This window comes from Marichromatium sp. AB32 (assembly GCF_003718675.1).
GTDB classification, from domain to species: domain Bacteria; phylum Pseudomonadota; class Gammaproteobacteria; order Chromatiales; family Chromatiaceae; genus Marichromatium; species Marichromatium gracile.
On the sequence record NZ_RHFJ01000060.1, the window covers coordinates 1 to 17,926 of the forward strand.

A 17,926-nucleotide genomic window follows, 5' to 3' on the forward strand; every position below is an offset into this window, starting at 1 on the left:
AGGCGCGGCCGGCGGCAGACCGCCGGCCGCGCGAGATCAGGACGAGATGGTGGTCGAGGCGCTCTGCGTCTGCCCCTGGTTGTCGGTCCAGGTGATCTCGATCGGATCGCCCTCGGCGCCCCCGGCAAACTTGAACGACAGATAGGGGTTCTTCGACACCCCGCCGCTCCACGAGGCGGTCATCACCACTTCCCCCTTGGCCTTGCACACCACCTCCTGGATGAAGTGCGCCGGGATCGGCTCGCCGGTCTTGCTGTCCTTGCGCAGCCCGGTCTCCATCGGGTGACTCATCAGACACTTGACCGTGGTCACGTCGTTCTTGGTCTTGGCGCGGATCTTGATATCAGACATTGGCTCTCTACCTCAGGTTATCCGTTGAGCTCGCTGCGATGGCGTCCTGTCACCCGCCGCAACCACCGATGGTCACCTTCACGCTCTTGCTGTTCTTGAAGACCTGATCGCCGACCTTGACCACGGCGGTGACATCGGCGGTCTCGGCCATCTTGATCCGGGTGGAGACGAAGGGCATGGCGTTGGGTGCGAGCTCGAAGGAGGCGATCAACGGGGTCTGATTCTTCTCGGCGAAGATCGCGATCGAGGTGACACCCTCGATATCGGCCTCGACCGTCACCGGCACCACGGCGCCGTTCTCGGCGATGTCCGGGGCCTTGATGCGGATGCGCTCGTCGCGCTCGGCGCTCTCGCTGCCGACCAGCGCCGTGAGCGCCTCGGGCATCTCCCTGGCCTTGAAGGCCGCCTCGTTCCAGTCGGCGAGCACCAGCCGGGGCGACAGCAACCCGGCACTCACCGCGATCCCGATCGAGCCTGCACTCAGCGAGCCCTTGAGCAGGATTCTGCGTTTTGCATCGATCATCAACTCTCTCCTGTCGAGCATGGGTGGATGGTCTGCGGATCCGCTGGAGGAGGACCGCTGCCGGTGTTCACGACAGCGGCGCGCGGAACCTGGGTGCCCGAGTCCATCGGGCGTTGTTGTTGTCGTGCGTCGCCATCCCGGCGCCTCGAGCGAGCGGGTCGCGGGACAGCGGATATCGTGAGGAGCAGGCGCGACGCTCAGCCCAGCGGGTCGTCGCGCTCGCGCCGGTCGCGCTCCTCCTCGCGCAACGCATCGAGCCGCGCCTGGATCTGGGCGGCGTCGTGATAAGGGATATCGCGTTGCCGCAGGGCGATCTCAAGCTGGCGGATCGCCGGCTCCAGGTCGCCGAGCAGATAGAGCCGCTCGGCCCGATAGCGATGGGTCGCGGCACGGTTGCCGGACTTGAGCGCCGCCTGTTCGAGCAGGTCGTAGAGCATGACGTCGTCGGGACGCAGCCGCGCCAGGTCCTCGAGCGCGTCGAGCGCCTGGCGCGCGCGGCCCTGCTCGAGCAGCAGTCGTGCCCGCACGGTGCCGAGCACCCAGTCGTTCGGCGAGAGCGCCAGCGACTGGGTGAGTATGCTCAGCGCCTCGTCCGAACGCCCGCGCCGCTGCGCCAGCTCGGCCTCGAGCACCACGAACTCGGGTTGGCTGGGCTGGGCCGCGAGCAGCCGGGCGAGTTCACGCTCGGCGCCGCCGTAATCACGCGCGCGCAACAGCGCCAACGCATAGCCGTAACGCTCGGCCAGCGCGTTGCGGTAGCGCCCCTCGCGCAAGGTCGCGCCGAAGTGCGCCACCGCCTGCTCGGCGCGGTCATAGGCGCGCTCGCGCAACCGCGCGCGGGTGAGATGGAAACGCAGACTATCGGGACGCTGGCGGGCGCCGAAACGCTCGGCGCGCTGCAGCGCCTCGGCGATACGATTGCTGGTCACCGGGTGGGTGCGGAGGAACTCGGGGGCGGCGCTGTCGTGGATCTGCCCGGCGCGCGAGAGCCGCTCGAAGAATCCGGCCATGGCGTAGGGATCGTGCCCGGCGCGCACCAGGGTGGAGATACCGATGCGATCGGCCTCCTTCTCGTTCTCGCGGGTGAAGTTGATCTGGTGCTGGATCGCCGCGGCCTGGATACCGACGATCGCCGCCATCCCGGCATCGCTCGAGACCTGGGCGCCGAGGATGGCCGCGGCCACCAGCAGCGCCGTCGCCGGGACGCTGAGCCGGCTCTGGTCCTCGACCCCGCGCATCAGGTGGCGCTGGGTGACGTGCGCGATCTCGTGGGCGATCACCGCCGCCAGCTCGCTCTCGGTCTGGGCGGCGAGCACCAGTCCGGCATAGACACCGATATAACCGCCCGGACCGGCGAAGGCGTTGACCACCGGTTCGTCGATCAGAAAGAAGGTGAAACGCCGCCCCTCGGCATCCGGGTCGGCGAGCACCAGCGAGCGTCCGAGCGACTCGATATAGCTCGCCAGCAACGGATCGTCGAGCACCGCCAGACGCTCGCGCACGTGCTGCATGAAGGCCTTGCCGAGACGGGTCTCCGCGCCCTGGGTCATCACCGCATCGGCCGAACTCGAGAGATCGGGCAACTCGAAGTGCTGGGCCTGCACCGCTCCGGCACCGAGCAGGGCCGGGAGCAGCGCCGAGGCGAGCAGGTGGCGGAGGCGTGGCAGTCGACACATGGATCGCTTCATCACATAACCGACGAATCAGATCAGAAGGAGACGGCGAGGTTTCCGCCCCATCCTCGCCGACATCGCGCGTCATGTCGACGCCCGGCGACGATTGAGAATCCTCATTGCCCCGACAAACCCAACTGCGTTGTCAACTATTAGAAAACCGCTGTATTCTTAACCACCCACCGCGCGCCAACGCTGCGTATACCATGCGCGCCAGCCGCTGGCCGGGGTGGTGACGGGTGAGGACGCGGCGCCAACCGCTGCCCACCCGCCCCGCAAGCCCCGCAGCGACGGGGATCAACGTCTCTATGGAGAGGACGAGGCCGCGCGGACGACACCGGCGGCCGGCATCGAGACCCGGCCGGGCGAGCGTCCCGGCCGGGCGCCATCACGAACTAGCGCGGAGAGACTCGGACATGAATCAGTTCTACTACGACGCGGTCACCAAGATGGAACAGCTCGGCGTCGATGACGAATACATCCAGGGCTGGCAGTGCGGCTTCCTGCAGAACCCCAAGCGCGAGGAACAGCGCCTGACCGAGGCCTATGCCGCGGGCTACGACGACGGCGAGGAGAAGAACGCCGAGAACTTCGCCAACTGGGTCAGGGAGTGACCCCGGTCCGGGGCGCCAGCGCGCCCCGGACCTCTCAGTGATGACGCAGGGTGTGCAGTGGCGGGCGCACCAGCAGCGGATAGGTCGCCACCACCCCGGCCACGCCGATCAGCAGCCCCGAACCCAGCACCCCGACCGTCCACAACCAGGGGTTGAAGACGAACGCGATGCCGAAGAGCTGCTCGGCGAGCAGCCAGCCGATGCCCTCGGCGAACACCGAGGCGAGCAGACCGGCGAGCAGACCGGCGACGACGAACTCCACCGCCAGCGCACCGAGCAGCCGCGCCCGTCCCACCCCGAGGGTGCGCAGGATGGCGTGCTCGACACGACGGTCCTCCAGGCTCGCCTGGATCCCCGCATACATCACCAGCAGCCCCGCGGCGAGGGTGAAGAGGAACACGTACTCCACCGCCAGCACCCCGCGATCGACCACCTGACGCACCTGCTGGAGCAGCGCGTCGACATCGAGCAGGGTGAGGTTGGGGAAGCGGCGCACCAGCTCGACGAGCAGCGACTCGTCGCTCGCCGGGACATGGAAGCTGGTGATATGGCTTGCCGGCTCGTCACCGAGCAACGCCGGCGAGGCGATGACGAAGAAGTTGACGTTGAAGCTGTCCCACTGCACCTCGCGCAGGCTGGTCACCGGGGCCGCGACCTCGCGCCCCGCGACCATGAAGGCGATCTCGTCGCCGAGCGAAATGCCCAGGGTCTCGGCCAGATCGCGCTCGACCGAGAACTGCGGCGGCGCAGCGGCATCCTGCCACCAGGCACCGGCGACGATACGATTGTCCGCGCCCAGCCGGGTACCGTAGCTGAGGTTGAACTCGCGCGTGGCGAGCCGCTCGGCGCGCGGATCGGCATAGTCCGAGGGCGCCACCGCGCGATCGTTGATCCGCACCAGCCGGCCCCGGATCATCGGGTCGAAGGCGACGTCCTCGATGCCCTGCGCGGCGAGCAACGCCCGCATCGGCTCGACCTGCTGCGGCTGGATGTTGATCGCGAACTGGTTCGGCGCCCCCGGCGGCAGACTCTCGCGCCAGCCCTGCAACAGATCGACCCGCACCACCGCGAGCAGCAGCAGCGCGAGGATGCCGACCCCGAACCCGGTGATCTGCAGCACCGCGCCGCCGGGACGGCGGGTCAGCGCCGCCAGCCCGAGCCGCCACAGCCCGCGGCTGCGCCCGGCGAGCAGCGCCGCCAGCCGCACCAGCGCGAGCACCGCGACCACCAGACAGACCAGCGCCGCGGCCAGCCCGGCGAGCAACTTCCAGGCGAGCGCGAACTCGCCGGCCTGCCACAACACCAGGGCCGAGAGCGCCAGCGCCGCCAGCACCACGGCCAGCGCCACCGAGCCGCGCGGCGCGCCGAGATCGCGGCGCAGCGCGCGCAGCGGCGAGACCTGGGCGAGCTGCAGCAGCGGCGGCAGCGCGAAGCCGAGCAGGGTCACCAGCCCGGTGCCCAGGCCCACCAGCAGCGGCGACCAGGAGGCGGCCGGCAGCGCGGTGCCGAACCAGTCGCTGAACACCGCCAGCAGCCCGGCCTGGGCGATCCAGCCGAGGGCGGTGCCGAGCAGACTCGCGGCCAGCCCGAACATCACCAACCGCAACACGAATACCCGCATCAGCAGGTGTCGGCGGGCGCCGAGACAGCGCATCACCGCCACCGCATCGATCTGGCGTCCGACCAACCGGTGACTGGCCAGGGCGATCGCCGCCCCGGCCACCAGCAGGGTGCTGAGGCTGGCGAGGTGGAGGAAGCGCGAGGCACGCTCGACGGCATTGGCGAACTCGGGTCGCGCCGCGCTCGCGGTGAGCAGCTCGAACCCCGCGGTCTCGGCCCGCGATCCGGCCCAGGCGGCATAGTCGGCGACCGCGTCCTCGGGGCCGGCGAGCAACAGCCGATGGGTGGCGCGACTGGCCGGGCCGAGCAGCCCGGTGGCGGGCAGGTCGGCGGCGTTGAGCAGCACCCGCGGGGCGAGATTGAACAGCCGACCGCCGGCATCCGGCTCATAGGCGAGGATGGCGCCGATGCGCAGGTCCGTCTCGCCGAGCGTGAGAGGGTCGCCGACCTGCAGCTCGAGCAGGCGCAGCAGGCGCGACTCGACCCACAGCTCGCCGGCCGGCGGTCCCTGCTCGCGCGGCTGCTCGGCGGCGGCGAAATCGGCGCGCACCCGCAACTGGCCGCGCAGCGGATAACCCGGCTCGACCGCCTTGGCCTGCACCAGCTGCGGCCCGTCGGACCCCAGCACCACCGAGCGGAACTCGACGGTCGCGGCACTGACCAATCCCTGCGACTCGGCGCGATCGCGCCAGGCCGCGGGTGGCGCATCACTGCCCTCGAGTACCAGATCGGCGGCCAACAGCTCGCCGCCCTGACGCGCCATGCCCGCCTCGATGCGACTGGCGAAGAAGCCGACGGCGGTCACCGCCGCCACCGTCAGCACCAGCGCGGCGGTGAGCAGGTAGAGTTCGCCGCTGCGCCAGTCCTGGCGCAACAGCCGCAGTCCGATCCGCCAGGCCTTCATGCCAGGGCCTCCAGGCGGCCCTCGCGCATCGCCAGGCGGCGATCGCAGCGTGCGGCCAGCCCCGGATCGTGGGTGACCAGCACCAGCGCGGCACCGGCCTCGGCGCGCAGCTCGAACAGCAGCTCGATGATCTGCTCGCCGGTGGCCTGGTCGAGATTGCCGGTCGGCTCGTCGGCGAACAGCACCGCCGGGCGCGGTGCATAGGCGCGGGCGATCGCCACCCGCTGCTGCTCGCCGCCGGAGAGCTGGCGCGGATAGTGACCGGCGCGCGCGCCCAGCCCGACCCGCGCCAACGCCTCGTCGGCGCGCGCGGCGGCATCCGGGGTATCGGTCAGCTCCAGCGGCAGCAGCACGTTCTCGCGCGCGGTGAGCGTCGGCAGCAGCTGGAAGTTCTGGAACACGAAGCCGACCCGGCCGCTGCGCAGCTCGGCGCGACCGTCCTCGTCGAGCGCGCCGAGCGGCTCGCCGCACAGCCACACCTCGCCGCTGCTGGCGCGGTCGAGCCCGGCGAGCAGCCCGAGCAGGGTCGACTTGCCCGACCCCGAGGCGCCGAGGATGGCCAGCGCCTCGCCGGCGCCGACCTCAAGCTCCAGCCCCTCGAGGATGGTCAAGCCACCAGCGGGGCCGGTAACATGTTTATCCAGTCCCACCGCCTTGGATACGGTCTGACTCCGTTGCACTGACATGATCCGTCTACTCCTGATTGCTGCTCTGTCGCTGTGTGCCCCCCTCACCCTGGCCGCCACGCCGACCCTGCTGGTGCTCGGCGACAGCCTGAGCGCCGGTTATGGCATCGACCGCGAGCGGAGCTGGGTGCGGCTGCTCGAACAACGTCTCGAGCAGGAGGCGCTGGCCTATCGTACGGTCAACGCGAGCGTGTCCGGGGAGACGACGGCGGGCGGCCTGACGCGGTTGCCGGCACTGCTCGAACGCCACCGCCCGGCGGTGGTGATCATCGAGCTCGGCGCCAATGACGGGTTGCGTGGGTTGAGCCTGGAGCGACTGCGCGCCAATCTCGACGCGCTCATCACCCAGACGCAGGCGAGCGGCAGCCGCGTACTGTTGCTCGGCGTGCGACTGCCGCCGAACTACGGTGCGGTCTACACCGATCGCTTTCAAGCGGTGTTCCGCGAGGCCGCCGCCGCACACGCGGTCCCGCTGGTGGCGGAGATGCTGCGCGGCATCGCCGAGGATCGCGCGCTGATGCAGGCCGACGGACTGCACCCCACGGCCGCCGCCCAGGCGCGCATCCTCGACAACGTCTGGCCGACGTTACACCCGCTGCTCGTCCCGCCGCGACACTGATCCCGAAGGGCCAGCGCCATTCATCACCCTTCTTTCAAGACCAGGAGAGCGCCATGCATCGCGTCACCATCGTCGGGTCGGGCTTCGCCGCCCTGACCGCCATCCAGCAGTTGCGCAAGTCGAACCCCGATGTCGAGATCACCCTGGTCAGCCCCGCGGCCGAGTTCGTCTATCTGCCCGGCCTGATCTGGGTGCCGCCGGGGCTGCGTCGGGGCGAAGACCTGCGCATCGACCTGACCCGCTTCCTGCAACGCATGCGGGTGCGCCACGTCGCCGCCGAGGCCACCGGCCTGAGCCACTGCGGGCGCACCCTGGAGACCACCCAGGCACCGATCAACAACGACGGGCTGATCATCGCCAGCGGCGGACGTTTCCTCAAGAAGCTGCCCGGCATCGAGCACGCCATCACGCCCTGCGAGGGCATCGCCGCGGCCGAGCGCATCCGCGAACGCATCCGCGCCATGGACGGCGGCACCATCGCCCTGGGCTTCGCCGGCAACCCCAAGGAGCCGAGCGCGATGCGCGGCGGGCCGATGTTCGAATTCCTCTTCGGACTCGACAACCAGCTGCGCCAGGAGGGCCGGCGCGAACGCTTCGAGCTGGTGTTCTTCACCCCGGCGCCGCGCCCCGGCAACCGGCTCGGTCCCAAGGCGGTCGAGGGGCTGCTCGCGGAGATGCGCCGCCGTGACATCCGCACCCATCTCGGTCACAAGCTCAAGGGCTTCTCCGAGCACGGGGTGAGCACCGAGGGCGGCGACTTCGCCGCCGACCTGATCCTGTTCATGCCGGGGATGACCGGCAACACCTGGTTCGACAACACCGAGCTGCCGCGCTCGCCCGGCGGACTGATCGAGGCCGAGCGCACTTGTCGCGTGCCGGGTTACGACCGGGTCTATGTCGCCGGCGACTCGGGCAGCTTCCCGGGACCTGAGTGGATGCCCAAGCAGGCGCACATGGCCGACCTGCAGGCGCGCACCGCGGCGCGCAACCTGCTCGCCGAGTTCGCCGGTCAGACACCGACCGAGACCTTCCGCGTCGAGCTGCTCTGCATCGTCGACGCCAATCGCGACGGCATGCTGGTGGCGCGTAACGAGCGCTTCAACCTGGTGCTGCCGAGCCTGCGGGTCTTCCACTGGCTCAAGCGCTTCTTCGAGTGGAACTATCTGCGCCGCTTCCGTTGAGGGCGACGGGCGCCGGGGGAACGGCGCCGGAAGGGATCAGCTGAGGAACACGGGGCCGGCACATGCCGGCCCCGTCGCGTTCAGGGCCGCACCTCGGCCCCGGCGCCCTCCTTCTCGGGCGGCAGCAGGTCGGTCTTGTTCAGCCCCATCCACACCACCGCCGCGGTGGCGACATAGATCGAGGAGTAGGTACCGACCACCACGCCGATGATCAGCGCCAGCGAGAAGCCGCTGATCACCTCGCCACCGAGCATGTAGAGCGCGACCAGCACCAGCAGCGTGGTGCAGGAGGTGACCACGGTGCGCGAGAGCGTCTGACCGATCGAGGCGTTGATGATCTCGGTCACCGTGCCCTTGCGCATCTTGCGGAAGTTCTCGCGCACCCGGTCGAAGACCACGATGGTGTCGTTGAGCGAGTAGCCGATCACCGCCAGCACCGCCGCCAGCACCGTCAGGTCGAAGCTGATCTGGAACAGCGAGAACACGCCGAGCACGACGATCACATCGTGCACCAGCGCAACCACCGAGCCGACGGCGAAGCGCCACTCGAAACGCAGCGCGACATAGATGAGGATGCCGATCAGCGAGAACAGCACCGCCAGTCCACCCTGCTCGCGCAGCTCCTCGCCGACCTGGGGTCCGACGAACTCCACCCGTCGCAGATCCACCTCGCCTGCGGCGGCGGCACTCAACGCCTGGAAGACGCGATCGCTGAGTTGGGCGCTCGTCCCCTCGTCGTCGCTCCCCGGCGCGAGCCGGATCAGCACGTCCTGACGCGAGCCGAAGTGCTGCACCGTGGCGCCGACGAAACCGCCGGCCTCGAGCGCCCCGGTGACTTCGGCGAGTTCGGTCGGGGTCTCGTAGCCGACCTCGATCACGGTACCGCCGGTGAAGTCCAGCCCGAAGTCGAAGCCGCGTAGCAGCATCGACAGCAGTGCGATCACCAGCACCGCGCCGGAGACGATCGCGGCTGCACGCCGCATGCCCATGAAGTCGATGTTCAGGGTCTTGGCCATAGCCTTGTTGCGCATGCCGATCTCCTCAGATGGCCAGTTTCTTGACGTTACGACGGCCATAGATCAGGTTGATCATGGCGCGCGAGCCGAGGATGGCCGTGAACATCGAGGTGACGATACCGATGAACAGGGTCACGGCGAAGCCCTTGACCGGGCCGGTACCGAAGCTGAACAGCACCACGGCGGCGATCAGGGTGGTGACATTGGCATCGACGATGGTCGAGAGCGCCTTGTCGTAGCCGGCGCGGATGCTCGCCTGCGGCGTGCTGCCGTTGCGGATCTCCTCGCGGATACGCTCGAAGATCAGCACGTTGGCATCGACCGCCATGCCCACGGTGAGCACGATGCCGGCGATGCCCGGCAGGGTCAGGGTCGCCTGCAGCAGCGAGAGCACCGCCACGATCATCACCAGGTTGACCACCAGCACCAGGTCGGCGACCAGACCGAACACCCGGTAGTAGAGCGCCATGAACAGCGCCACCAGACCGAGACCGATCATCACCGAGCGGAAGCCCTGGTCGATGTTGTCCTGACCCAGGCTGGGACCGATGGTGCGCTCCTCGACGATCTGGATCGGCGCGGCCAGCGCGCCCGAGCGCAGCAGCAGCGCGGTGTTGTGCGCCTCCTCGCTGCTGTCGAGCCCGGTGGTCTGGAAGCGGCGCCCGAAGGGTTCGCGGATGGTGGCGACGCTGATCACCTCCTCGACCTTGTGGGTGCGCTTGACCGGCTCGCCGTCGACCATCTCGGTGGTGGTGCGGTTCTCGATGAACACCACCGCCATCGGCTTGCCGACGTTCTCGGTGGTCACATCGCGCATCCGCCGCGCGCCCTGGCCGTCGAGGTTGACGAACACCGCCGGGGAGCCGCTCTGACCGTCGAAGCCTGCAGAGGCGTCGGTGATCTGGTCACCGGTGACGATCACCCGGCGCTTGAGCAGGATCGGCACGCCGTCGCGATCGCGATAGAGCCGGCTACCCACCGGCACCCGCCCGGAGACGGCATCGGCGACGCTGTGCTCGGTGTCGACCAGACGGTACTCGAGGGTCGCGGTGGCGCCGAGGATCTCCTTGAGCCGACCCGGGTCCTGGGCGCCGGGGAGCTGCACGACGATGCGCCGCTCGCCCTGACGGGCGATGCTCGGCTCGGCCACGCCGAGGGCGTTGACGCGGTTGCGCAGGGTGGTGATGTTCTGCTTGAGGGCGAAGTCCTTGATCTGCTCCTGCTCGGCCGGCTGCAGCTCGGCGCGGATCAGATAGGTGCCGCCCTGCTCGGCGCTGGAGAGCGCGAGGGCGCGGAATTCACGCCCGAGCAGCTTGTCGGCCGCGGCACGCGCCTCCTCGTCCTTGAACTTGACGAGGATCTCGCCACCGTCGCGCAGCACGGTCAGGTAACGCACCTTGTGCTCGCGCAACTGGGCGCGGATATCGCCGACATAGCGCTCGAGCGCCTGATCGAGCGCGCTCTCCATGTCGACGTCGATGACCACATGGATACCGCCACGCAGGTCGAGTCCGAGCGACATCGGGTTGAGCCCGAGCGCGCGCATCCACCCCGGCAGATCGGCCGAGAGGGTCAAGGCGGTGCGATACTGCTCGGCGAGGGTGCGCTCGATCGCCTCCTGACCGGCCAGCTGTTCACCGGAGAGGGCGAAGCGCGCGAGCAGCCGACCGTCCTCGCTCAGCTCGACGTCCTTGTAGGGCACCCCGGCGTTGTCGAGCACGGCGCGCACCTCGTCGACGCTCGTCTCGGTCACCTCGGCGCCGCGCGCGGCGGTGATCTCGATCGAAGGGTCCTGGGAGAACAGGTTCGGCATCGCCAACAACAGGCCGAGCAGGACCACGCCCAGGATCAGTAGATTCTTCCACAGGGGGTATCGGTTCATTGCATGTCCAAGTGCAAGGGCATTGGGGATGCCACTGCGCGCAACGGAAAAACGGGGACGCGGATCGGACACCGATCCAGGGCTGGGGGTGTGATCCGCGAGATGGGTCGGACACGATGACGCCCGAGGCCGCGACCGGCCTCGGGCGTCCGCACGATCTTAGAGATCCTTCAGCGTGCCCTTGGGCATCACCGACTCGACGGCCTGGCGACGCGCCTTGATCTGAACGCCATCGGCGATCTCGATCAGGATGAAGTTCTCGCCGAGATCGGCGATGCGCCCGGCGATGCCGCCGAGGGTCACGATCTCATCGCCCTTGGCCAGGGCCTCGACCATCTTGCGGTGTTCCTTCTGTCGCTTCGCCTGCGGACGGATCAGCAGGAAGTAGAAGACGACGGCGAACAGCACCAGAGGCAGCAGGGCCATGAAGGGGTCGCCGCCAGCAGCGGCCGCTTCGCCCTGGGCGAAGGCGTCGGAGATAAAGAAGCTCATATCGGTTCCTTCGGCGTTTGGATCGATCTCACCCGATCCAGTGGATGTGGAAACGGACCGACGCGGCCTGGACCGCGCGATCGCGGGAATTCCAGCGCGCGATTATCGCACAGCGCCGGCCAAGATACAGCGTCGCCACCGACCGCACCGGCGAGGCGTGTGCACGATGGCGCGGCACGCCATCAATCCGCCAGGCCGCGCAGCGCCTTGAATTCGGCGACGAACTCGGCCAGCCGTCCAGCGGCGATGGCCGCACGCAGCCCGGCCATCAGCTCCTGGTAGTAGTGCAGATTGTGGATCGTGGCCAGACGCGAGCCGAGGATCTCCTTGCAGCGATCGAGATGGTGGAGATAGGCGCGACTGTAGTGGCGACAGGTGTAGCAGCTGCACTCGGGGTCGAGCGGTCGCTCGTCGGTGCGGTGCGCGGCATTGCGGATCTTGATGGTGCCGTGCCGGGTGAACAGATAGCCGTTGCGCGCGTTGCGCGTCGGCATCACGCAGTCGAACATGTCGACCCCGCGACAGACCGCGGCGACGATATCCTCCGGGGTGCCGACTCCCATCAGATAGCGCGGGTGATCGACCGGCAGCTTGTCGGAGAGGAAGTCGAGCACCCGCAGCCGGTCGGCCTCGGGCTCGCCGACCGACAGTCCGCCGATGGCATAGCCGTCGAAGCCGATGCGCATCAGGCCTTCGAGCGAGTCGGCGCGCGGCCCCTCGTGCATGCCGCCCTGGACGATACCGAACAGTGCCGCGGGGTTGTCGCCGTGGGCCTCGCGCGAGCGCGCCGCCCAGCGCAGCGACAGCTCCATCGAGGCGCGCGCCTGGGCCTCGTCGGCCGGATACGGGGTGCACTCGTCGAAGATCATCACGATATCCGAGCCGAGCTCGCGCTGCACCTGCATCGACACCTCAGGGCTCATGAACACCCGACTGCCATCGACCGGGGAGCGGAAGTGCACCCCCTCCTCGGTGATCTTGCGCAGCTCGCCGAGGCTGAACACCTGGAAGCCGCCCGAGTCGGTGAGGATGGGTCGCTCCCAGTGCATGAAGTCGTGCAGATCGCCATGACGGCGGATCACCTCGGTGCCGGGGCGCAGCATCAGGTGGAAGGTGTTGCCGAGCACGATCTCGGCGCCGAGCTCGCGCAGCTCCTCCGGGCTCATCGCCTTGACCGTGCCATAGGTGCCCACCGGCATGAACGCCGGGGTCTCGACCGTGCCACGGGGGAAGTGCAGCCGGGCACGCCGCGCCAGCCCGTCGCGGGCGAGCAGTTCGAATTCCATCAGGTTCTCCTCGGGATTGTCAGGGGACGAGCCGGCCCACCACCTCGGCCAGATCGGTCGCGCGCCAGCCCGGCGGCGCCAGGCCCTCGGGCCAGGGACGCAGGTCGCGATCGATCCAGGCCGCGCGCAGCCCGCAGGCGCGCGCCGCGGCGACGTCGCGCTCGGGGTCGTCGCCGAGGTGCAGCGCCTCCTCGGGACGACAGCCGGCAAGCGCCAGAGCACGCTCGAAGAGCGCCGGATCGGGCTTGGCCGCGCCGACGTCGACGGCATTGAGCGAGTGCGCGAACAGCCCGCGCAACGGGGTGGCCTGCACCTCGGCATTGCCGTTGGTCAACGAGATCAACCGATAGTGCCGTCCGAGCATACGCAGCGCCGGGATCACGTCGGGATAGGGCGTGACCCGGTTGCGATGATCGAGGAACAGACGCAGTCCGGCCTCGGCCAGCCCCACCCGATAGCCGTGACGGGCGAGCAGCAGACGCAGCGAGCGCAACCGGATCTCGCCGAGATCATGGGCGTGATGCGGCAGGCGCTCGGCGAGCCGCTGGCGATGACGGCGCAGCGCGGTGATGTCGTGGGCCTCGGCCAGGCGTGGCGCCACCGCACGCAACCAATCGTGGAGCGCGCGCTCGGCCCCCTCGATCACCGGCTTGCAGGGCCAGAGGGTATCGTCGAGATCCAGGGTGATGAGACGCAGCGGCGGAACGGACATGCGGTGACCGGCGATCCTAAAGCTCCATTGTGCCCGTAATCGACAGCGCGCTCCAGACGCCGCGGCCAGCGGCCAGCGGCCAGCGGCCAGCGGCCAGCGGCCAGCGGCCAGCGGCCAGCGGCCAGCGGCCAGCGGCCAGCGGCCAGAAGATTGCACCGCGAAGGCGCGAAGCGCGCAAAGGGGTTTGGATAGGCAAGACTCCAACGCCGACGCGGGGCATCACTGGAGGCTGTCAGCTGGCGGCTGGCGGCTGGCGGCTGATCGCTGGAAGCCCTTCTCACTCTTTGCGCCCTTTGGGCCTTTGCGGTTCAAACTTCCTGGCGGCTGGCGGCTGGCGGCTGGAAGCCCTTCTCTTCTTCGCGCCCTTTGGGCCTTTGCGGTTCAAACTTCCTGGCGGCTGGCGACGCCCTACGCGAGCAGCGCGCGATGGCGTTGACGCAGCTTGGCGAGCTTGGGGTCGATCACCGCCTGGCAGTAGGGCTGCCGGGGGTGGCGGCGGAAGTAGCCCTGGTGCTCGGGTTCGGCCGGGTGGAAGGTCGGCGCCGGGGTGAGTTCGGTGACGATGGGATTGGGCCAGAGTCCGGCGGCATCGAGCCGGGCGATCATCGCCGCGGCCTGCTCGCGCTGCGCCTCGCCGTGATGGAAGATCACCGAGCGGTACTGGGTGCCGACATCGGCGCCCTGACGGTTGCGCGTGGTCGGGTCATGGAGGGTGAAGAACACCTCGAGCAGGGTCTCGTAGCCGATCACCGTCGGATCGAATCGCACCTGCACCACCTCCGCATGACCGGTATCGCCACGACAGACATCGCGGTAACTCGGTTGCTCCAGCGCACCGCCGGCATAGCCGGAGACCACCGTCTCCACGCCGCGCAGCCGCTCGAATCCCGCCTCCAGACACCAGAAGCAACCGCCTCCCAGTGTCGCCGTCTCGTGCTGCATGCTGTCTCCTCCGGCGATCGCCATGTCGTTGAGCCTTCCCGGCAGGGACCGGGGTCTCGGCCCAGAGATTGCGACGACCGGGTGGATGGACAAGGCCGGCGCCACCCCGAACGCGACCGCCCCCTGCCCGCCGGTCGGTTGCCGACTGATGGATATCAATGCGCCGCCACTACCTCATGACCGCATGCTTGACCTCGACATCTCGCTATCGGTCAAAAAAGACGTGGCTGGCGCCAGATTAGGCCCCAGAGCGGCCTTGACAATAAAAACATTAATTAAGAAACTTATGATGTACTAAAGCTGGGGCTTTGGTGCATCCTTCAACCTCCTTTGGTGGTAATGATTTGAAGCGCGGCTCACCGCCGCGCTTTTTTTATGTCTCGCGCCCGGCCAGCAACCGCAGCCCATGCGGCAACTCGCCGGGATCGACCCGGGCACCGACCAGCAGCGCATCGATCGTGCGTTCGGCGGCGAGCCAGTCGCGCTCGGCACCACCCGGCGCGAACCCGCGCCGCTCGGCCAGATAGTAGGCCGCCTCGGCGATCATCCGCCGTCTCCGCGCCGCACCCTCCCCTGCAACCTCTTGCATCGCATGCCTCCTCGCATCGGTTCGGTAACACCTGCACGGCACAATCCTGCCTCGACACCGTCTCGACGGGATGACGACCGGCGGGCCAAGCCGCTTGCAGCGCCGTCGTGACGGCGCGATGCTTCATACACGAAACGAAGCAAAAAACGCCATCCACACTCTTGCAGAGGACCGACATGGCCGCCCCCAAGCTCTCCCTGTCACGTCGCATCCGACTCGCCCTGAAGCAGGCCTGGCGCACCCTCGGCGACTCGCAACCCGTCGCCGAACCAGACGCACAGCGCAAGCACGATGAAGGCGATCGGCGAGATGCGCAAGAGGCCGCGCTACAGCTGCTCGCACTGTTCCAGCGCGAGGGTCGTCTGGTCGATTTCCTGCAGCAGGACATCACCGCCAGCGACGACGCGACGCTTGGCGCCGCAGCGCGAATCGTGCACACTGGGTGTCGCCGAGTGCTCGACGAGCACCTGCCGCTCGCCCCGATCTGCCAAGCGCCCGAGGGCGCCCGCATCACCCTCGAGCCCGGCTTCGACGCCAACCGGCTGCACCCGAGCGGCGCGCTGGTCGGCAGCCCACCCTTCACCGGCACCCTGATACACCCCGGCTGGGAGGTGCGCGCGGTCCGCCTGCCCGAGCCCGTCGCGGGTCACGACCCACGCATCATCGCCGCGGCGGAGGTGGAGCTGTGAGCACCCCGCGCCATGCCGTCGGCATCGATCTCGGCACCACCCATTGCGCCCTCTCCTGGATCGACGCCGACAACAGCGAAGGCGAGCAAATCGCGCAGCACCAGCTGACGATCCCGCAACTGACCGCCCCCGGCACCCTGGAGGCAGGCGCGCTGCTGCCCGCCTTCCTCTATCTGCCGCACCGCGACGAGCTCGCCCCCGGCGCGCTCACCCTGCCCTGGCCGGCCGCGCCGAGCCCGATCGCCGGCGCGCTGGCCCGTGCGCTCGGCCTCGCCACCCCGATCCGGCTGGTGGCGAGCGCGAAGAGCTGGTTGTGTCACCCCGAGGTCGATCGCGAGGCGCCGATCCTGCCGCTCGAGGCCCCGGACGAGGTCGAGCGGATCTCGCCGCTGGCCGCGACCATGCAGTATCTCGCCCATCTGCAGGCGGCCTGGGACAGCGCCCACCCCAGGGACCCGCTCGCCGCCCAGGCGCTGACCATCACCGTCCCCGCCTCCTTCGATCCGGCCGCGCGCGAGCTCACCGCCACGGCGGCGCGCGCCGTCGGACTCGACGACTTCACCCTGCTCGAGGAGCCGCAGGCGGCGCTCTACAGCTGGATCGCGGCAAGCGCCGGCGGCTGGCGCGAGCAGGTCGCGGTCGGCGACCTGATCCTGGTGATCGACGTCGGCGGCGGCACCACCGATCTCTCGCTGATCGCCGTCGACGCGCGCGAGGGCGCGCTCGAACTGACCCGGGTCGCGGTCGGCGAGCACATCCTGCTCGGCGGCGACAACATGGACCTCGCGCTCGCCCACCGGCTGCGCGCCAAGCTCGCCGCCGCCGGGGTCGAACTCGACCGCTGGCAGCTCCAGCAGCTCACCCACGGCTGTCGCGACGCCAAGGAGGCACTGTTCGCCGACCCCGCGCTGGAGCGCCTGCCGGTAGTCCTGGCCAGCCGCGGCGCGCGCCTGGTCGGCGCCAGCATCCGCACCGAGCTGACCCGCGCAGAGCTCGAGGAGACCCTGGTCGAGGGCTTCTTCCCCGAGGTCGCGGCCGACAGCCACCCCCAGGGTCGCGCCCGCGCCGCGCTCACCCGGGTCGGGCTGCCCTATGCGCAGGACCCGGCGATCACCCGTCACCTGGCCGCCTTCCTCACCCGCCACCGCGAGGCTGCAACGCCCGCCGCGACGCTCGCGCGACCGACGGCGGTGCTGTTCAACGGCGGGGTGTTCAAGGCCGAGGCGTTGCGCGAGCGGGTGATGGCCGTGCTTGCCGCCTGGTTGACGCCGACCGGCGCGCCGCCACCGCGCCAGCTCACCGCCACCGATCTCGATCTCGCCGTCGCCCGTGGCGCCGCCTTCCACGCCCATGCCCGTCGCCACGGCGGGGTGCGGATCCGCGGCGGGACCTCACATGCCTACTATGTCGGTGTCGAGGGCGCGGCCCCGGCGGTACCCGGGATCGAGCCGGAGCTTGCCGCGCTCTGTCTGGTCCCGCTCGGGCTGGAGGAGGGCTCGCCCGCAGCGGCGCCAGATCAGGAGTTCGGCCTGGTGGTCGGCGAGCCGGTGCGCTTTCGCTTCTTCGGCGCCGACCTCAGAGGCGATGACCGCGTCGGCGACCTGCTCGAGGAATGGTCGCCGGATGAATTGAGCGAACTCGAGGAGGTCCAGGTCACCCTCACTGCGCACCGCCACCGCCCCGGCGAGGTGGTCGCGGTGCGACTGCAGGCGGCAGTGACCGAGACCGGCACCCTGGAGCTGACCGCACTGCCGAGCGACGGTGGCGATGAGCGCTGGGCGGTGGCCTTCGATACCCGCGGTCGCCACACCCGGCGTTAGGCGCCACCCGCAGCCGAGACGATAAGGGGTACACTGGATGCGTCGCGCCCCAGGGTCGCGAACCGCGCGCAACGACAGCAGCAGGAACCGAGTCGATGGCGAAACAGCCCACGGGATCGAAAACCAAGCCCAGCACCCGGCGGCGCCGCAGCGCGGCCAAGGACACGGTCGGGACCAACCCGCCGCCGACGCCGCAGACCACCGAGTCACCGATCTCGTCGGAGACGGCCAGCGCTGCGCCTGTCCCCCAGGAGCGTCCCACCACGCAATCAAGACTCGAGCCGGAGCAGCCGGAGCAGCCGGAGCAGCCGGAGCAGCCGGAGCAGC

The 17,926-nt window shown here is 69.4% G+C and carries 17 protein-coding genes and 1 pseudogene; 6 read left to right on the top strand and 12 right to left on the bottom strand.

Annotated features, from left to right (window positions below):
- Positions 1-36: 36 nt before the first annotated feature.
- The 3 genes from soxZ to EBL85_RS14125 all read right to left on the bottom strand — a co-directional run bounded on the left by soxZ (position 37) and on the right by EBL85_RS14125 (position 2,550).
- Positions 37-351, bottom strand: coding sequence for a thiosulfate oxidation carrier complex protein SoxZ (gene soxZ, locus EBL85_RS14115; protein WP_123139924.1), 315 nt, complete (start codon positions 349-351; stop codon positions 37-39).
- Positions 352-400: 49 nt separating this feature from the next.
- The gene (gene soxY, locus EBL85_RS14120; RefSeq protein WP_123139925.1) at positions 401-874 is read right to left on the bottom strand and encodes a thiosulfate oxidation carrier protein SoxY; all 474 of its coding nucleotides are present in this window, start codon (positions 872-874) and stop codon (positions 401-403) included.
- 197 nt (positions 875-1,071) lie between these two features.
- Positions 1,072-2,550 (bottom strand): M48 family metalloprotease, encoded by a 1,479-nt coding sequence (locus tag EBL85_RS14125; protein WP_123143247.1) that lies wholly within the window; start codon positions 2,548-2,550, stop codon positions 1,072-1,074.
- 413 nt (positions 2,551-2,963) lie between these two features.
- On the opposite strand from EBL85_RS14125, the gene EBL85_RS14130 reads away from it, so the two are divergent.
- Positions 2,964-3,161, top strand: coding sequence for a hypothetical protein (locus tag EBL85_RS14130; RefSeq protein WP_005221303.1), 198 nt, complete (start codon positions 2,964-2,966; stop codon positions 3,159-3,161).
- 34 nt (positions 3,162-3,195) lie between these two features.
- Here EBL85_RS14130 and EBL85_RS14135 read toward each other — a convergent pair whose 3' ends face one another.
- Together EBL85_RS14135 and EBL85_RS14140 are read right to left on the bottom strand one after the other, a co-directional pair.
- On the bottom strand, positions 3,196-5,685 hold the full coding sequence (locus tag EBL85_RS14135; RefSeq protein ID WP_123143248.1) for an ABC transporter permease: 2,490 nt from the start codon (positions 5,683-5,685) through the stop codon (positions 3,196-3,198).
- Positions 5,682-6,371 carry an ABC transporter ATP-binding protein gene (locus EBL85_RS14140; RefSeq protein WP_123139928.1) on the bottom strand — a complete coding sequence of 230 codons (690 nt, stop codon included), beginning with the start codon at positions 6,369-6,371 and terminating at the stop codon, positions 5,682-5,684. Before EBL85_RS14140 ends, EBL85_RS14135 begins: the two co-directional genes overlap by 4 nt.
- On the opposite strand from EBL85_RS14140, the gene EBL85_RS14145 reads away from it, so the two are divergent.
- On the top strand, positions 6,370-6,990 hold the full coding sequence (locus EBL85_RS14145) for an arylesterase (protein WP_123143249.1): 621 nt from the start codon (positions 6,370-6,372) through the stop codon (positions 6,988-6,990). The genes EBL85_RS14140 and EBL85_RS14145 overlap by 2 nt on opposite strands.
- 53 nt (positions 6,991-7,043) lie before the next feature.
- Entirely contained in the window at positions 7,044-8,171 is a 1,128-nt protein-coding gene (locus EBL85_RS14150) for an NAD(P)/FAD-dependent oxidoreductase (protein WP_123143250.1), read from the top strand.
- Positions 8,172-8,251: 80 nt separating this feature from the next.
- On the opposite strand, the gene secF is transcribed toward EBL85_RS14150, so the two are convergent.
- The 7 genes from secF to EBL85_RS14185 form a co-directional block, all read right to left on the bottom strand.
- The gene (gene secF / locus EBL85_RS14155; RefSeq protein WP_123139931.1) at positions 8,252-9,202 is read right to left on the bottom strand and encodes a protein translocase subunit SecF; all 951 of its coding nucleotides are present in this window, start codon (positions 9,200-9,202) and stop codon (positions 8,252-8,254) included.
- Between the two features lie 10 nt (positions 9,203-9,212).
- Entirely contained in the window at positions 9,213-11,069 is a 1,857-nt protein-coding gene (gene secD / locus EBL85_RS14160; RefSeq protein ID WP_123143251.1) for a protein translocase subunit SecD, read from the bottom strand.
- A 159-nt stretch (positions 11,070-11,228) separates the two neighbouring features.
- Positions 11,229-11,561 carry a preprotein translocase subunit YajC gene (gene yajC, locus EBL85_RS14165; protein WP_123139933.1) on the bottom strand — a complete coding sequence of 111 codons (333 nt, stop codon included), beginning with the start codon at positions 11,559-11,561 and terminating at the stop codon, positions 11,229-11,231.
- A 182-nt stretch (positions 11,562-11,743) separates the two neighbouring features.
- Complete coding sequence (gene tgt, locus EBL85_RS14170; RefSeq protein WP_123139934.1) at positions 11,744-12,847, bottom strand: tRNA guanosine(34) transglycosylase Tgt; 1,104 nt, start codon at positions 12,845-12,847, stop codon at positions 11,744-11,746.
- Between the two features lie 19 nt (positions 12,848-12,866).
- Entirely contained in the window at positions 12,867-13,559 is a 693-nt protein-coding gene (locus EBL85_RS14175) for an HAD family hydrolase (protein WP_123139935.1), read from the bottom strand.
- A gap of 408 nt (positions 13,560-13,967) precedes the next feature.
- On the bottom strand, positions 13,968-14,501 hold the full coding sequence (gene msrA, locus EBL85_RS14180; protein WP_123139936.1) for a peptide-methionine (S)-S-oxide reductase MsrA: 534 nt from the start codon (positions 14,499-14,501) through the stop codon (positions 13,968-13,970).
- Between the two features lie 373 nt (positions 14,502-14,874).
- Entirely contained in the window at positions 14,875-15,090 is a 216-nt protein-coding gene (locus EBL85_RS14185) for a DUF2934 domain-containing protein (RefSeq protein ID WP_123143252.1), read from the bottom strand.
- Between the two features lie 176 nt (positions 15,091-15,266).
- Between EBL85_RS14185 and EBL85_RS14190 the strand changes: the two genes are divergently transcribed.
- From EBL85_RS14190 to EBL85_RS17495, 3 genes and pseudogenes are all read left to right on the top strand, one after another.
- Complete coding sequence (locus EBL85_RS14190; RefSeq protein ID WP_123143253.1) at positions 15,267-15,779, top strand: DUF2760 domain-containing protein; 513 nt, start codon at positions 15,267-15,269, stop codon at positions 15,777-15,779.
- Positions 15,776-17,599, top strand: coding sequence for an Hsp70 family protein (locus EBL85_RS14195; RefSeq protein ID WP_123143254.1), 1,824 nt, complete (start codon positions 15,776-15,778; stop codon positions 17,597-17,599). Before EBL85_RS14190 ends, EBL85_RS14195 begins: the two co-directional genes overlap by 4 nt.
- Before the next feature lie 95 nt (positions 17,600-17,694).
- A pseudogene (locus EBL85_RS17495) lies at positions 17,695-17,926 on the top strand (starch synthase); the annotation flags it as partial.

Coding starts and splice junctions, on each gene's coding strand:
- soxZ (WP_123139924.1), bottom strand. CDS start 351: ATGTCTGATATCAAGATCCGCGCCAAGACCAAGAACGACGTGACCACG.
- EBL85_RS14150 (WP_123143250.1), top strand. CDS start 7,044: ATGCATCGCGTCACCATCGTCGGGTCGGGCTTCGCCGCCCTGACCGCC.
- tgt (WP_123139934.1), bottom strand. CDS start 12,847: ATGGAATTCGAACTGCTCGCCCGCGACGGGCTGGCGCGGCGTGCCCGG.
- EBL85_RS14140 (WP_123139928.1), bottom strand. CDS start 6,371: ATGTCAGTGCAACGGAGTCAGACCGTATCCAAGGCGGTGGGACTGGAT.
- secD (WP_123143251.1), bottom strand. CDS start 11,069: ATGAACCGATACCCCCTGTGGAAGAATCTACTGATCCTGGGCGTGGTC.
- soxY (WP_123139925.1), bottom strand. CDS start 874: ATGATCGATGCAAAACGCAGAATCCTGCTCAAGGGCTCGCTGAGTGCA.
- yajC (WP_123139933.1), bottom strand. CDS start 11,561: ATGAGCTTCTTTATCTCCGACGCCTTCGCCCAGGGCGAAGCGGCCGCT.
- EBL85_RS14130 (WP_005221303.1), top strand. CDS start 2,964: ATGAATCAGTTCTACTACGACGCGGTCACCAAGATGGAACAGCTCGGC.
- EBL85_RS14125 (WP_123143247.1), bottom strand. CDS start 2,550: ATGTGTCGACTGCCACGCCTCCGCCACCTGCTCGCCTCGGCGCTGCTC.
- msrA (WP_123139936.1), bottom strand. CDS start 14,501: ATGCAGCACGAGACGGCGACACTGGGAGGCGGTTGCTTCTGGTGTCTG.
- EBL85_RS14145 (WP_123143249.1), top strand. CDS start 6,370: ATGATCCGTCTACTCCTGATTGCTGCTCTGTCGCTGTGTGCCCCCCTC.
- secF (WP_123139931.1), bottom strand. CDS start 9,202: ATGCGCAACAAGGCTATGGCCAAGACCCTGAACATCGACTTCATGGGC.
- EBL85_RS14185 (WP_123143252.1), bottom strand. CDS start 15,090: ATGCAAGAGGTTGCAGGGGAGGGTGCGGCGCGGAGACGGCGGATGATC.
- EBL85_RS14175 (WP_123139935.1), bottom strand. CDS start 13,559: ATGTCCGTTCCGCCGCTGCGTCTCATCACCCTGGATCTCGACGATACC.
- EBL85_RS14190 (WP_123143253.1), top strand. CDS start 15,267: ATGGCCGCCCCCAAGCTCTCCCTGTCACGTCGCATCCGACTCGCCCTG.
- EBL85_RS14135 (WP_123143248.1), bottom strand. CDS start 5,685: ATGAAGGCCTGGCGGATCGGACTGCGGCTGTTGCGCCAGGACTGGCGC.